Below are 13,238 nucleotides of genomic sequence, written 5' to 3' on the forward strand. Positions count from 1 at the left end.
GGGCTGCTCAAAGCACTGCTTTGAGGTTGTAGATAGAACTGACGAAGTCAGTAACCTATATACGGCAAGGCGACGCTGACGTAGTTTGAAGAGATTTTTGAAGAGTATTAACTTCATAAGTCGTCCTCTTATACCCTCTACCAAAATAGCGATTTTTATTGTCTCCAAGTAAATAATCTACTGTTAGCATATCCTTCTCCAATCTTTTAAACTGACTCTATCTTAAACAAAAAAAGACAAGAAAGAATCCGTAATTTACGAAAACCTTCTTGCCTTTTTAGGATAAATTATAAAGATACTAGATTTAATCGAATAGCCTCACGTACAGCTCCAACTCTACTCGTCACTCCCAACTTTGAACAAATATTGGAAACATGGGTATCCACCGTTCTCCTGCTGACAAATAAACTATTTGCTATCTTTTCATTAGAATATTCTTTTACAATAAGTTCCAATACACTTAACTCCGTATCTGTCAATAGATTATTTTCTTGCTTTTCTATCAAACCATCTGGGATAACGTGATTTCCCTTATAAACAGCATAAATTGCACTTTTAACATCCAAATAAGAACTTTCTTTGGGTAAAAAAGCTTGAATCCCAAAATCCATCGCTCTCTTATGTAACAAAGTATCATAAAATCCTGATAAAAGAACTATCTTGGGAACTGTATTCAGAAATCTATTTATTTGACTAATAACATCAAATGCCGTTACTCCTTTCAACATAAAATCCATAACTAGCACATCTACCTTTTCATTCTTAAGACAGAGAAGTAAATCTGCTACTTCTGTATAGGAACCAACAATTTTAAAATCATCTTCCTTTAAAAAATAGTTCTCCAATCCTTGTAATACTAAACTGTGATCATCAATCAAAACTAAACGAATCATTTTTCTTCCCTTCTATAGGTATTCGTATCTTCACACTTGTAGGTTCTATATTTATCTGAACAGTTCCCCCCAATAAATGAACCTTCTTTACAATTCTATTTAAACCAAAATGATGTTCATTAGACTGATAGTTTCCCTTAAAAATACCATCATCTATAACTTCAATTGATAAAATCTTTTCTTTTGTAGATAAATCTACAGTAATTTCTCTAGCATTCCCATGAAGAATACTATTATTTACTAGTTCTTTAACTGTCCTTAATACAAACGTGCCCACTTTATCATTAACTTTTTCTTCATCTATTGAAAAAGTTGTCATAATCGAAACAGTTTCCATCTTCATGAATTGGTTTAATATGCTAGTAATAGATTCTTTCAGCCCTAATTCATGCACCATTAAAGGATAGATATTGGAACATAAATCTCTTAATTCAAAGACAATATCATCCAACATCTCTAATAAAGCTACCCTATTAATTTGTTCACTAATTTCTAACTGCTTTTTATAATAAATAACCTTCTGAATTGTAGTATCATGTATAAACGTTGCAATTTCTTCCCGCTCCAATTCAGTAGCTACAAAAGTATGAAAACTACTAAAGATTCCCTCCATTTTATGGCTAATCAACATCATTTTCCTTATTTCAGGTAACAAAGTCAGCGAAAAGAGAAAAGTGTAAAGAACGAAAAAAATTGGAGAAAATTCTCTTAATAACAGACTAAAAAGAATAATTAGACTAGTAAAAAAAACGGCAAATATCAAGTTATATATGAACGGGTTCCACTTCCAAGCAACATATACCATTCGCTCTAGTATCAAGTTATTTACAATAGAGAACAAAATAAGCAACAATAGAGGAATACTATAAATAAACGAAACTTCCTTACCAATCGGAAAAATATATCCAAAAAATAGAGGAAATAAGGCAAGAACTGCTAAAAATAAGGTATGAATTGGCAACATTTCTCTTATCTGAGAGTAATTTATAAGCATCTTTAACAGTAGGATAACTAAAAAGAAAAATACTAAATAAAATACCCCCCTAGAAAAAAAGATGGTCAAAAAATCAATGGGCTGTATAAGATTATAAACAAACAAAAGTTGAGTGATGAGTGAATAGCCCAGTATAATACGAGAAAAGTTAGAAATGGTTGAACCTTTTATCTTCAGGACTAACACTCTAATGAAAATATCCATGAATAATGGAAATAAAGTCAAGTATGAAATTAATAGACTACGACCAAATACATCTCCTATACTTGATGGAATAATTGATAATAACATCAGACTAGTATAAATAATAAAATAAAAATATCGTTTTCCAGTTTTTCCTCTACTTCTACCTTTTATGTATAAGCGAAATAACAGTAGAATCAGAAAAGCAATGATTGATAAAACAAGAAAGATAATTTGGCTTGATCTCCCAGATTCTATTATTAAAGTCTTTGAAATTCCTTTATCTAACACTGTCACAGAATGAAGCGGTTCAACAATTAAAAATCGAGATAATAAGAAATTACTATCTGGATTCTGACCGTCTATTTGTATAATAGATGACCCTATTATCCCTTGATGATTCGCAAAGCTTCCCAGATTATGGACTTGTCTAACTATCCACTCATTATCATGTTTATCTACGGTGATTCCACTGTACGTTCGGTTAAATATTGAAAATGAAAAATAAAAAAAGAAAATAAATAACAAAACAAAATAAAATCGAAACATTTTTGACTTCATTGTTTGCAACACTCCACATTTCACTTGATATTGATGTTTATTCTACCATTTTTTCATTCAATAAGACAGGTTTTATAGTTAAATTTATTCTTTTTTCTTTCGAAATATAACTGATACAATCTTCTTGTAGGTAAAATCCTACCTGATTTGACTTTTGAAGATAAGATGAAAATCGCCTACGAACACTTGAAACGCTTGATTAACCTCAAAGGGGAAAACGTCGCAGTTCGTGAATTCTGTGGACTCGCTCCTCACTACCTCCGTGGAACATCTGGCGCTGCCAAACTCCGTGGAGCCATTTCACAAGCCAACACCCTAGCAGAGATTGAAGCCCTCTTGCAACTGGATAAGGCTTAATAGTTTAAAACCCATAACTCTCTTAAAGTTTACGGGTTTTTGACTGTAAAAATTCAAATACTGAGAGCTATTATTGACTCAAAGCAACGCTGGAAACCTTACCATCCGCTCCTGTTGTAATTTGGATGACTTTCCCTCCACCGATTTTGGCATTATACTTACCATCATCAAGAGTATAAGAATAGCCCTTGATAGAGTAATTTTCTTTCTTTCCATCTGCAGATTCTACTGTAAATTGACCACCTGATGAAACTGTGATGGTTTCGCCATTGGCTCCCTTCCAGTTGCCCGCTGCAGCTGAGAAATCACCATCTACCATGGTTAAAACACCCTTGTAGCGTTTATTTTGCTCTGCTTGCTTGTCTTGAAGTTTGCGGTCAGTTGTAGGATCATAGCTTGATCGGTTAGACTGGGCTTGAGGAGCCTGTTGAGTTGAAGGAGCCTGAGCAGGAGTTTGTTGACTAGCTGCCTGTTGATTAGACACTTCTTGACCTTGTCTTTGCTCTGGTGCAGGTGCCGCTTGTGATGGCGTTGCAGTTGCTGAAGATTGATCAGTAGATGCCTTGGCCTTTTCAGATGAAGCTGAACTTGAGGACTTCTGAGTCTTGCTTTCTTTGCTAGCAGAAGCTGCTTTGGAGCTTGATGATTGGCTTGTTTTAGCAGAACTGCTTGCCTGAGTTGTTTCCTTTTTATTCCCACAAGCTCCCAATAGCAAGGTAGAAGCCAATACAGTTGCTGCCATTAATTTGATATAGGTTTTCTTTTTCATTTCTCTACTCCTTTGTAATGTTTTCGAAATATTAAGAAATATTTTTGTAATATAATTGTAACATTAAGATTTGAATATGTCAACGATTTATTTAAATAAACTATTTTAAAAATCTCACATAATTTAAACACCTTTACTCCTCCTACTCTTCTATTCGTAATAAAACAGAAAAACAGGAGATTTTCCTGTTAAAAATTTAAATTTGTTTTTATGTAATCGTTTGCATTGTTTTAGAAAAAGGGATATAATACCATCGAAATAGATATAGGAGGTGCACTCTTATGCTAAATAAGTATTATAAGTATCTTCCTTGGTTGATTTTGGGAGCTATTGGCTCTTATCAATCAGCCACTTACTATTCGCGAACTGCATTTGATGTCTTCTATCTGACGACAGTCTTTATGATTTTCTATATAGCTTTGTTATTCCTACACGAAAAATATCTCAAATATCGATACAAAGACTTTTTTACTCACATGTTGAGCAATTCTAAGAAAGATAGGCATCCCTAAAAACACTCGCAACACAAAACCATCTCATGATGGTACATAAAGAGGTCGGGAACTTTGTCCCGACCTCGTTTTTATACAATATCAAATTTTAACTGGCCTGCTTTAACACCAATCTTAAGTGTGCTGCCTGCCTCTAATTCTCCCTTGAGAAGAAGCTCTGCCAACTTGTCCTCCACTTCTGTTTGTAGGGTTCTACGAAGTGGACGAGCTCCCATCTCTGGGTCATATCCTTGATTTGCCAACAATTTCAGTGCTGAAGCTTGTAATTTCAAGTCAATACCTTTTTCAGCCAAACTTGCCACTAAAGGTTTGACCATAATCTTCACCACTTCCTGCATATGGTCACTAGATAGGCTATGAAAGACTACCTTTTCATCAATACGGTTGATAAACTCAGGTCTATAAGCCTTTTTCAACTCTTCAAACATGCGTTTTTCCATATTTTCCTGGTCAAAACGAATATCCTTGGCTCCAAAACCAACGGTCTTGTCATCACGAAGGGCTGTCGCACCAAGGTTTGACGTCATGATGATAATGGTATTTGAAAAGTCGACCTTGCGGCCCTTACTATCGGTCAAGACACCGTCATCCAAGACCTGCAAGAGAACATTAAAGATATCTGGATGAGCCTTCTCTACCTCGTCAAAGAGGAGAACGGAATAGGGTTTATTGCGAACCTTCTCTGTCAACTCCCCACCTTCTTCATAGCCCACATAACCCGGAGGAGCTCCGTTGAGACGACTGGCTGCAAATTTCTCCATATACTCACTCATATCAAAGCGGATAAGGGCTGATTCGTCGTCAAAAAGAACTTCCGCCAAAGCCTTGGCTAATTCAGTCTTCCCGACACCTGTAGGTCCTAGGAACATAAAGGAGCCAATCGGACGCTTGTGACTGCGAATTCCTGACTGATTACGGCGAATGGCACGGCTAATGCTTGAAACAGCTTGATCTTGCCCGATAACACGTTTGTGCAATTCAGCTTCCAAGTTTAAGTATTTCTTGGCATCCGTTTGGGTCAGTTTTTGGACTGGGATACCTGACAAGCGACTCAAGGTAGTCAAAATATCAGACTCTGTTACCAAGTCTTTATAGACAGGCACTTCCTCTTCTTTAGCAATTAGTTGAGCAGCTTGTTTCCACTTACCATCCATCAAGGCCTTGTCAGCTGGAGTCAAATCTGAATCGTCTGCTTTTATATTTTTAGTTTTATTTTGCACTGTTGCTGCTGCTTCATCCAAGAGATCGATAGCAGAGTCTGGCAAGTGACGACTAGTCAAGTAACGATGAGCCATCTTGACGGCTGTTTCAACCGCTTCATCTGTGATTTGCACCCGGTGATGTTTCTCATAAGTCGCCTTCAAACCTTGCAAAATGGTCATGCTGTCTGCCACACTTGGCTCTTCAATCGTCACTTTGGCGAAACGACGAGAAAGGGCTGCGTCTTTTTCGATGTGTTTTTGGTACTCTTCCTGAGTGGTGGCACCAACCGTTCTCAAAGTTCCACGGGCCAAGGCTGGCTTCAAGATATTAGCCGCATCCAGAGTTGAATCAATCCCACTACCAGAACCCATGATAGTGTGAAGTTCATCAATAAAGAGGATAACTTGGCCATCTTCTTCAACATCCTTGATGATATTGTTCATACGTTCTTCAAAGTCACCACGGAAGCGTGTCCCTGCAACGACATTCATCAAATCAAGCTCTAACACGCGCATCTTAGCCATTTCCGCAGGCACATCACCACTAGCAATACGCTGGGCAAGACCAAGCGCCAGAGCTGTTTTCCCGACACCAGCATCCCCAACCAAGACAGGATTGTTCTTAGTCTTCCGGCTCAAGATTTGAATCATACGCGAGATTTCCTTGTCCCGACCAATAACTGGCTCTAACTTGCCAGAACGCGCTTGCTCTGTCAAATCATGCGTATAGTCCTCGAGACCACCACTAGGAGTCTGCGGCATGCCCATCATATTGGCCATGGAATTTTGCTTGTCAGCTACTGTACGATGACGTTGGCGTAAAGCCTTGAGGTCTTCACGAGTCCAGCCTGCCCGTTCTTCTAAATTTCGACGTAGGGCAGCAATCTTAACCTGATCTTTCTTGTCTTCATAAGAAAAACCAGCCCTCTCCAAAATACGAGTCGCCAAGGCATTGCCATCATGCAAAATCGCATAAAAGACATGCTCCGTTCCCAGCACCTTAGCATGAACCACTGACGCTACATACTCTGCTTCATCAAAAAGGACCTGCAAACGATGGGAGAACGGCAATTCCGTAAAGGTTTCATCCTGACTATAGTCCGTTTCAGTCAGTTCCAAAGCGACCTCTTCTAAACGGTCCATCTCATATGGATAATCATTTAAAGTGGCCCCTGCCACACTATAACTGTGATTGGACATGGCAATCAACAAGTGCCAAGACTCTAGATAACGAGCTCTAAAATGGCCAGCAACCATGTAGGCACTTTCGATACATTCATTCAATGCTTTTGAATAGTTCATCTTACTTCCCTTTTCTATCTACCTCTTGTATGACCTGTCGTAGCATATTAGCTCGAAGGACTGGAGCTTCTTCTCCTAGAACGCGATCCAAAGCTACTGCTACCAGCAAATTCATCTCCTGCTTGGTCATCAATTCCTGCTCAACCAAAAGCTGGAGAATATCCTCATAAATTTCTTGACTGACCCGCTCACCAATCGAATAAAGCAGCTCTCGGAGCATTTCATGATGACTAGAAAACTCAATTCGTCCTATACGAATGTAGCCTCCACCACCACGCTTACTTTCAACCAAGTAGCCTCTACTTTCCGTAAAGCGTGTCTTGATCACATAGTTAATCTGACTAGGGACAACCTGAAAGGTATCTGCCAACTGACTACGTTGCAACTCCACAATTCCAGATTGATCTAAAATCGCCTTGATGTAGGCCTCAATATGATCCGATGTATTTTTAAATCTCATTACAAACCCACCTCTCTCTTTAAACCTTGACTATCTTTGACTATTATACCGAAATTTTCTCATTTTTAAAAGAAAAAGGGCGCTGGTAAAGGATAATCTTCACCAACTCCCTATTTTTCTACTTATCTAAGCCTAATTCTGCCAAGATTTGACGTTTGTAGGCAATCTTTTGAACTTCCTTGTCCTCACCTTCAGACCAATCTAGTTTAATCTCTGAAACAATCTGCCCAGGGCGATTTTTCAAGATATAGATGCGATTGCTGAGACTGAGAGCCTCCTCGATACTGTGAGTAATAATCAAGGTTGTTAGCTGCAACTGCTTGTGAATCTCAAGGTACCAAGCGTGGAGTTCCATCTTGGTCATCTCATCCAAGGCGCTAAAGGCCTCATCTAAGAGAAAGAGCTTGTGCCCGAAAAGGTAGGTTCGAAGCAAGGCTACACGCTGGCGCATCCCGCCACTAAGTTCATGAGGATACTTGTCTCGTACAGCTGTCAACTGGAAGGTCGCAAGAATTTCATCTGCGCGAGCAATAGCTTCTGCCTTATCCACCTTTTGAATCAAGAGGGGCAGAATGATATTACCAAGCACCGTCTTGTGCTCCAAGAGCAAGTCCTTTTGCAACATATAACTCACGCGCCCCTTGGGATTCTCCTCACCGTCCAGAACAATTCGCCCTGACTGGACTTCTAAAATCCCAGCAATTAAGTTAAAGAGGGTGGTCTTTCCTACACCACTTGGGCCCAGAATAGAAACCACTTCACCTGAAGTGACTTTCAGATTGATATCCTCTAAAATCCTCTCCTGACCATAGGCATAACTGACGTGTTCTAGTCTTATTTCTGTCATTATTTTACAAATTCGTTGGTGAATCCTTTGTCTGTCAAGTCTTCTTTAAGGATACCATTTTCTTTATCCCATTTGTAGAAGGCATTCCAGCGAGCTGCATCAAATTGCCCCCATTTTTCCTTGTCGCTTGCGTATTCTTTTGACAAGTATTTTTGAGATTCGATGACAAAGTCACGTTTTTCCTGAAGTTCAGGTGCATTCTTGATGAGGATATCAGCTGCTTCTTCTGGATGCTCCATAGCATATTGGTAGCCTTTTTTGATAGCTTGGATAACTTTGCGAGCTTCTTCTTTGTTGTCTTTAAGGTAGTCGTTGTTGGCGATGATAACCGGTGAGTAGTAATCAAATTCCTTGACGTAGTCTTTCAAATACATGAAGTTAGCCTCTACGCCTTGAGATTTGGCAAGGATACCATCCCAACCGTAGTAAATCCAAGCAGTGTCAAAGACTCCGTTGGCAATCGGTGTGATCGAGTTTGAATCGTTATTTGGTACTTTTTCGACCTTCTCAAAGTCTCCACCTTGAGATTCTACCAAGGTTTTCAACATAGCAAGTTCAGTTGGGTCATTCCAAGTTCCGTATTTCTTACCAACCAAGTCCTTTGGACTGCTTACATTGTCAGATTTACGAGAGATGATTCCTGATGTATTGTGCTCTACGATAGCTGCAACGGCAGTGATTCCTGCTCCTTTTTCCAATTTTTTAGCCATATAGTCTTGGAAATAGACTGCAAATGGTGCCTTACCATTGATAACCAAGTCAGAAGAACTTTCTTCTGGTGGTAATTTCAAGTCAACATCCACTCCAGCTTCTTTGAAATAGCCTTTTTCCTTGGCAACATAAAGCCCTGTGTGGTTGGTATTTGGTGTCCAGTCTAGGATAAAGTCGATTTTCTTAAGTTCTGCTTCCTTATTATCCTTAGAAGCAGTTCCTTGGCCACAGGCCACAAGCACAACAGCTACAAGAGCTGTTAAAACAGTTAAAAACACTTTCCATGTTTTCTTCATTTCAATTTCCTCTTTTCTTTTTCAGAAACATTCTTATTCTACGAACGTTTCCATTTAATAACATATTTTTCACTAATATCGACCAACTTCATACCCAGAAGACTGATAATCGATACCAGAATAATAATAGCAAACATGGTATCATACTGAAACAGTTTCTTGGACTGAATCATGTAAACACCTAGTCCTTCAAAGCCTCCCAACCACTCAGATACCACTGTTGTGATAAAGGCGTAGGAGACACTGACCCTCAGACCTGCATAAAAGTAAGGCAGACTGACTGGAATTTTAAAATGCCACAGGATTTGCCAAGGCTTGGCCCGCATCAGACTAAACAAGGTCAGCATATCCTTGTCACAATGCCTAAAACCGTCCAAAATGCTGACGATGATGGGGAAGGTTGTCGTCAAGATAATCAAGACAATCTTGGGCAAAATCCCATAACCGAGCCACAATACCAGGATAGGAGCTATCGCAATAGTCGGGATAGTCTGAACAACCACCATCATAGGGTAAATCAAGTCATTGAGCCAAGTCAAACTATCCATAAGTACAGCCATGAGACAGGCAATCAAGACTCCCAAAATTAGACCTAGCAAAGCCACTCTCAAGGTCGCCCAACTATGGTGCCAGAGAAATTCTCTATCACGAACAAAGGCCTGGAGGATTTCAAGAGGTGTCGGCAGGATAAACTTGGGGAGAAGTTTAAGAAAACCTGCTAACTGCCAGATTGACAAGACTCCCAGAAAACCCAATAGACTAATGTGTCGTCTCAGTATACTTTTCAAGCTTCTCATCAATACTTAAAATCTCTCCTACATTTATTTTGACATTAGCAAAGACATTGTCTGCCTCCTGTCCTGCTACTTCCAACGCTTCTTTGAGAATGCGCATAAGTTCATCAAACTCCCCTTCCAAGACCGTTTCAAATGGTGTCACCACCATAGTCACTTCTTGAACTTGCAGATAATCAATGACCTGATCGATAACAGCTATTCGATCAATCCCCTGTGCTAGGGGTAAAACTTGCAAGGCAATGCTTGCTTTCATAAAAACCTCCTCTTCTCGTTTTCCTTTGGTAAAAAGAAAAACCTTTACCATATATGGAAAAGGTGCAGAATTAGACTAAGTATCGTTCCCTACGCTGGCATTACCCAGATCAGGTGCGGTCGAAGTTTAACACTTCCTCTCAGACTGTACACAGACTCCCATATATTATATGGACATATGATAGCGCAAAACAAAAAAAATGTCAAGGAAACTGCTTACAGAAAAGAGCAGGAAAAACTTCCTACTCCAATTTTCTATACTCGTTCTCCATCACTATTTACTCTGTAGCCATCCACCGTCGTATTAACAGCTAAGGCACCTGAAGAGTAAGAATAATACCACTTACCAGAAACTTGATACCAGCCTGTTTTCATTGCCCCTGAACTATCCAAATAATACCACAAACCATTTTCCTTTAACCAGCCTGTCTGCATTTCACCAGATGATTTCAAATAATACCAACTAGAACCATCCTTCAACCAGCCTGTTGATTTAGAGCCATTTGATTTGAAATGATACCAACTACCATTTATTTTCTTCCAACCGACAGTTGAACTGTTATTGGATCCATAGTTAGAGCTATTTCCTGATTGATTCTGATAATTCTGTGAAGAGGTTACTACCTCTAGCTGGATATAACGACGACTTCCGTTATAAGCCGTATAACTCAACCACTTGTAGCCGTCTTTTTCGAGAATTTGATCATAATGAACATTCTCCCCAGGATAATAGTAATCAATTGCAGTTGCGCTAGCTAGAGGCTGATTTTTGATAGCAGCCTTAGTCTTAAAATAATGTGTTCCTCCTGTTGAAACTGAGAATTGACTATTCCCAACACTGCCACCAGCTAAATCTTTAAAATGAATAAAACCAGTCATAGTATTCGCCTTCACGACGCGCTTATTGTAAGATTCCCTTATTCCATAATTGTATTCTTCAATCTCAATCTCATCTCCTATTACATTTGACACCCAAGCAACATGCCCATAAGTTCCTGCAGTAGACCAAGCAATGGATCCAATCGTCGGTGTATTATCTACACGATAGCCTTCACGACGAGCACGATAGCCCCATTCATTCGCATTTCCATAAGCCCTTGGAATCTCAAAACCATTGACATTACTCAAACGAAAGGCTGCAAAAGAAGTACACTGACGAGAATACATGCGCCACTGATCAATCTCCTGGCTCCCATTTTTATAATAAACAGGATAATCATCCCCTCGCGCAATCGATCCATTCCCTCCAGAATAGGCATAGACACTATCACCCGCTGCTAGCATCAATCCTACTACTAAAAAAGGAACAACCTTTTTAACTGATATCTTCAAACAATAACTTGTCCCTCTTGCTATAAACGGTAAAATTTTCATTCTTCCTCCTTGAAAAATAATATAAATTGAAGATTACCTTCACCTAAATTATTCGGAGAAAAAAGAAAAAGTGAGAAAATTTCTCACTTTAGTCAAGATAATGAATCAAATTCTTTTCTGTAAGGATATCTGAGTAAGTAAAGGATTCAACGTAAACATTAGCTTGTTTATCTCCTTCAACGTTCCCAAATTCAACGATAAATAGGGATGGATAAACCTCAATTAGCTTGCCCAATCTATTTTTTTGGCGCTTACGACCATTCTCCAAAGTCATTTCTACGACTTGTCCCTCATGTGCCTTGATTTCTTCTTTGATTTTTTTCATCTTGGCTACATCTGTAAATGCATCTGACATCTTATGCCTCCCTCTTTGAGATACTTGAAAATTTATTGTATTCTTTTTGGAAAATTAATTCCACCGTTCCACGAGCTCCACTACGGTTTTTCTCAATGATAACTTCTACCTTATTATTCGGTATACCTTCCTCTTCTTCACCACCACGCTCATAGTAATCGTCACGATAAAGAAAGGCTACGATATCAGCGTCCTGCTCAATAGACCCAGATTCACGAATATCAGACAAGACCGGTCTCTTATCCTGACGTTGTTCTACACCACGAGAAAGCTGACTTAGAGCAATTACTGGAACTTTCAGTTCTTTTGCTAGGATTTTCAACTGACGTGAAATTTCTGAAACCTCTTGTTGACGATTTTCTCGACCAGTTCCCGTGATAAGCTGCAAATAGTCTATCAAAATCAAACCAAGATTTCCAGTTTCTTGAGCCAATTTACGAGAACGAGAACGAATCTCTGTAATCCGAATACCTGGCGTATCATCGATATAGATACTTGCATTCGCTAGATTCCCTTGAGCAATGGTATACTTTTGCCATTCCTCATCGGTCAATTGCCCCGTACGGATAGAATGCGATTCCACCAAACCTTCTGCCGCCAACATACGATCCACTAGACTTTCCGCACCCATTTCCAGTGAAAAAATAGCAACAGTTTTGTCCAACTTAGTCCCAATGTTCTGAGCGATATTCAAGGCAAAAGCTGTCTTACCAACCGCCGGACGAGCTGCTAAGATAATCAACTCCTCCTCATGAAGACCAGTCGTCATATGATCCAAATCACGATAGCCTGTCGCAATCCCTGTAATATCGGTCGTTTGTTGCGATCGAGCTTCCAGATTTCCAAAGTTGACATTCAACACATCTCGAATATTCTTAAATCCACTTCGATTAGCATTTTCGCTGACATCAATCAGCCCTTTTTCTGCCTGAGCAATGATTTCATCAGCTGGTTGCGAAGCCTCGTAAGCTTGATTGACAGACTCTGTCAACTTGGCGATTAATCGCCGTAACATAGCCTTTTCTGCAACAATTTTAGCATAATACTCCGCATTAGCAGAAGTTGGCACAGAATTGACAATCTCAACCAGATAAGACAGGCCACCAATATTCTGTAAATCACCTTGATTATCAAGGATAGTACGAACCGTTGTTGCATCTATGGCATCACCACGATCGGATAAATCAACCATGGCTTGGAAAATCAAACGATGGGCATACTTAAAAAAGTCCCGAGACTCAATGTATTCTCGCACAAAAACAAGTTTACTCTCATCAATAAAGATAGCTCCCAAAACGGATTGCTCAGCTAAGATATCTTGAGGTTGTACTCGTAACTCTTCTACTTCTGCCATCAGACTTCCCTTCCTTTTA

Annotated in this window: 13 protein-coding genes, 1 pseudogene and 1 riboswitch; of the genes and pseudogenes, 2 read left to right on the top strand and 12 right to left on the bottom strand. The window is 39.3% G+C overall.

The window, feature by feature from the left end; all coding sequences use genetic code 11:
* Positions 1 to 287 precede the first annotated feature (287 nt).
* Complete coding sequence (locus tag SMSK597_RS0103340; RefSeq protein WP_000620479.1) at positions 288 to 893, bottom strand: response regulator transcription factor; 606 nt, start codon at positions 891 to 893, stop codon at positions 288 to 290.
* Positions 871 to 2,631: a sensor histidine kinase gene (locus SMSK597_RS12140; RefSeq protein WP_000837599.1), complete on the bottom strand. Its 1,761-nt coding sequence runs from the start codon at positions 2,629 to 2,631 to the stop codon at positions 871 to 873. Before SMSK597_RS12140 ends, SMSK597_RS0103340 begins: the two co-directional genes overlap by 23 nt.
* A 129-nt stretch (positions 2,632 to 2,760) precedes the next feature.
* Here SMSK597_RS12140 and SMSK597_RS12145 point away from each other — a divergent pair.
* A pseudogene (locus SMSK597_RS12145) lies at positions 2,761 to 2,988 on the top strand (tRNA dihydrouridine synthase DusB); the annotation flags it as partial.
* Between the two features lie 70 nt (positions 2,989 to 3,058).
* Here the strand turns inward: SMSK597_RS12145 and SMSK597_RS12150 are convergent.
* Positions 3,059 to 3,757: a hypothetical protein gene (locus SMSK597_RS12150; RefSeq protein ID WP_000730891.1), complete on the bottom strand. Its 699-nt coding sequence runs from the start codon at positions 3,755 to 3,757 to the stop codon at positions 3,059 to 3,061.
* Positions 3,758 to 4,038: 281 nt separating this feature from the next.
* On the opposite strand from SMSK597_RS12150, the gene SMSK597_RS12155 reads away from it, so the two are divergent.
* Complete coding sequence (locus SMSK597_RS12155; protein ID WP_000933130.1) at positions 4,039 to 4,269, top strand: hypothetical protein; 231 nt, start codon at positions 4,039 to 4,041, stop codon at positions 4,267 to 4,269.
* A 71-nt stretch (positions 4,270 to 4,340) separates the two neighbouring features.
* Here the strand turns inward: SMSK597_RS12155 and SMSK597_RS12160 are convergent, their stop codons facing one another.
* The 9 genes from SMSK597_RS12160 to dnaB form a co-directional block, all read right to left on the bottom strand.
* A complete protein-coding gene (locus SMSK597_RS12160; RefSeq protein WP_001109717.1) occupies positions 4,341 to 6,773 on the bottom strand; it encodes an ATP-dependent Clp protease ATP-binding subunit in 2,433 nt (810 codons plus the stop codon).
* A gap of 1 nt (position 6,774) precedes the next feature.
* Positions 6,775 to 7,233: a CtsR family transcriptional regulator gene (locus SMSK597_RS12165; protein WP_001211275.1), complete on the bottom strand. Its 459-nt coding sequence runs from the start codon at positions 7,231 to 7,233 to the stop codon at positions 6,775 to 6,777.
* 118 nt (positions 7,234 to 7,351) lie between these two features.
* Positions 7,352 to 8,080 carry an ABC transporter ATP-binding protein gene (locus SMSK597_RS0103350; protein ID WP_000136217.1) on the bottom strand — a complete coding sequence of 243 codons (729 nt, stop codon included), beginning with the start codon at positions 8,078 to 8,080 and terminating at the stop codon, positions 7,352 to 7,354.
* Positions 8,080 to 9,087 carry an ABC transporter substrate-binding protein gene (locus SMSK597_RS12170; protein ID WP_000754563.1) on the bottom strand — a complete coding sequence of 336 codons (1,008 nt, stop codon included), beginning with the start codon at positions 9,085 to 9,087 and terminating at the stop codon, positions 8,080 to 8,082. The genes SMSK597_RS0103350 and SMSK597_RS12170 overlap by 1 nt, the downstream gene beginning before the upstream one ends.
* 38 nt (positions 9,088 to 9,125) lie before the next feature.
* Positions 9,126 to 9,884: an ABC transporter permease gene (locus tag SMSK597_RS12175; protein ID WP_001257155.1), complete on the bottom strand. Its 759-nt coding sequence runs from the start codon at positions 9,882 to 9,884 to the stop codon at positions 9,126 to 9,128.
* The gene (locus SMSK597_RS12180) at positions 9,847 to 10,137 is read right to left on the bottom strand and encodes a thiamine-binding protein (RefSeq protein WP_000647666.1); all 291 of its coding nucleotides are present in this window, start codon (positions 10,135 to 10,137) and stop codon (positions 9,847 to 9,849) included. The genes SMSK597_RS12175 and SMSK597_RS12180 overlap by 38 nt, the downstream gene beginning before the upstream one ends.
* Positions 10,138 to 10,206: 69 nt before the next feature.
* Positions 10,207 to 10,309, bottom strand: a riboswitch (TPP riboswitch).
* Between the two features lie 82 nt (positions 10,310 to 10,391).
* Positions 10,392 to 11,510, bottom strand: coding sequence for a choline binding-anchored murein hydrolase CbpD (cbpD, locus tag SMSK597_RS12185; RefSeq protein ID WP_000698543.1), 1,119 nt, complete (start codon positions 11,508 to 11,510; stop codon positions 10,392 to 10,394).
* An 88-nt stretch (positions 11,511 to 11,598) separates the two neighbouring features.
* Entirely contained in the window at positions 11,599 to 11,865 is a 267-nt protein-coding gene (locus SMSK597_RS12190) for a Veg family protein (protein ID WP_001278169.1), read from the bottom strand.
* Position 11,866: 1 nt separating this feature from the next.
* On the bottom strand, positions 11,867 to 13,219 hold the full coding sequence (dnaB, locus tag SMSK597_RS12195; protein WP_000852490.1) for a replicative DNA helicase: 1,353 nt from the start codon (positions 13,217 to 13,219) through the stop codon (positions 11,867 to 11,869).
* Between the last annotated feature and the right edge of the window lie 19 nt (positions 13,220 to 13,238).

The organism is Streptococcus mitis SK597, from assembly GCF_000148545.1.
Taxonomy (GTDB): Bacteria; Bacillota; Bacilli; order Lactobacillales; family Streptococcaceae; genus Streptococcus; species Streptococcus mitis_C.

Coding starts and splice junctions, on each gene's coding strand:
- SMSK597_RS0103340 (WP_000620479.1), bottom strand. CDS start 893: ATGATTCGTTTAGTTTTGATTGATGATCACAGTTTAGTATTACAAGGA.
- SMSK597_RS12140 (WP_000837599.1), bottom strand. CDS start 2,631: ATGAAGTCAAAAATGTTTCGATTTTATTTTGTTTTGTTATTTATTTTC.
- SMSK597_RS12150 (WP_000730891.1), bottom strand. CDS start 3,757: ATGAAAAAGAAAACCTATATCAAATTAATGGCAGCAACTGTATTGGCT.
- SMSK597_RS12155 (WP_000933130.1), top strand. CDS start 4,039: ATGCTAAATAAGTATTATAAGTATCTTCCTTGGTTGATTTTGGGAGCT.
- SMSK597_RS12160 (WP_001109717.1), bottom strand. CDS start 6,773: ATGAACTATTCAAAAGCATTGAATGAATGTATCGAAAGTGCCTACATG.
- SMSK597_RS12165 (WP_001211275.1), bottom strand. CDS start 7,233: ATGAGATTTAAAAATACATCGGATCATATTGAGGCCTACATCAAGGCG.
- SMSK597_RS0103350 (WP_000136217.1), bottom strand. CDS start 8,080: ATGACAGAAATAAGACTAGAACACGTCAGTTATGCCTATGGTCAGGAG.
- SMSK597_RS12170 (WP_000754563.1), bottom strand. CDS start 9,087: ATGAAGAAAACATGGAAAGTGTTTTTAACTGTTTTAACAGCTCTTGTA.
- SMSK597_RS12175 (WP_001257155.1), bottom strand. CDS start 9,884: ATGAGAAGCTTGAAAAGTATACTGAGACGACACATTAGTCTATTGGGT.
- SMSK597_RS12180 (WP_000647666.1), bottom strand. CDS start 10,137: ATGAAAGCAAGCATTGCCTTGCAAGTTTTACCCCTAGCACAGGGGATT.
- cbpD (WP_000698543.1), bottom strand. CDS start 11,510: ATGAAAATTTTACCGTTTATAGCAAGAGGGACAAGTTATTGTTTGAAG.
- SMSK597_RS12190 (WP_001278169.1), bottom strand. CDS start 11,865: ATGTCAGATGCATTTACAGATGTAGCCAAGATGAAAAAAATCAAAGAA.
- dnaB (WP_000852490.1), bottom strand. CDS start 13,219: ATGGCAGAAGTAGAAGAGTTACGAGTACAACCTCAAGATATCTTAGCT.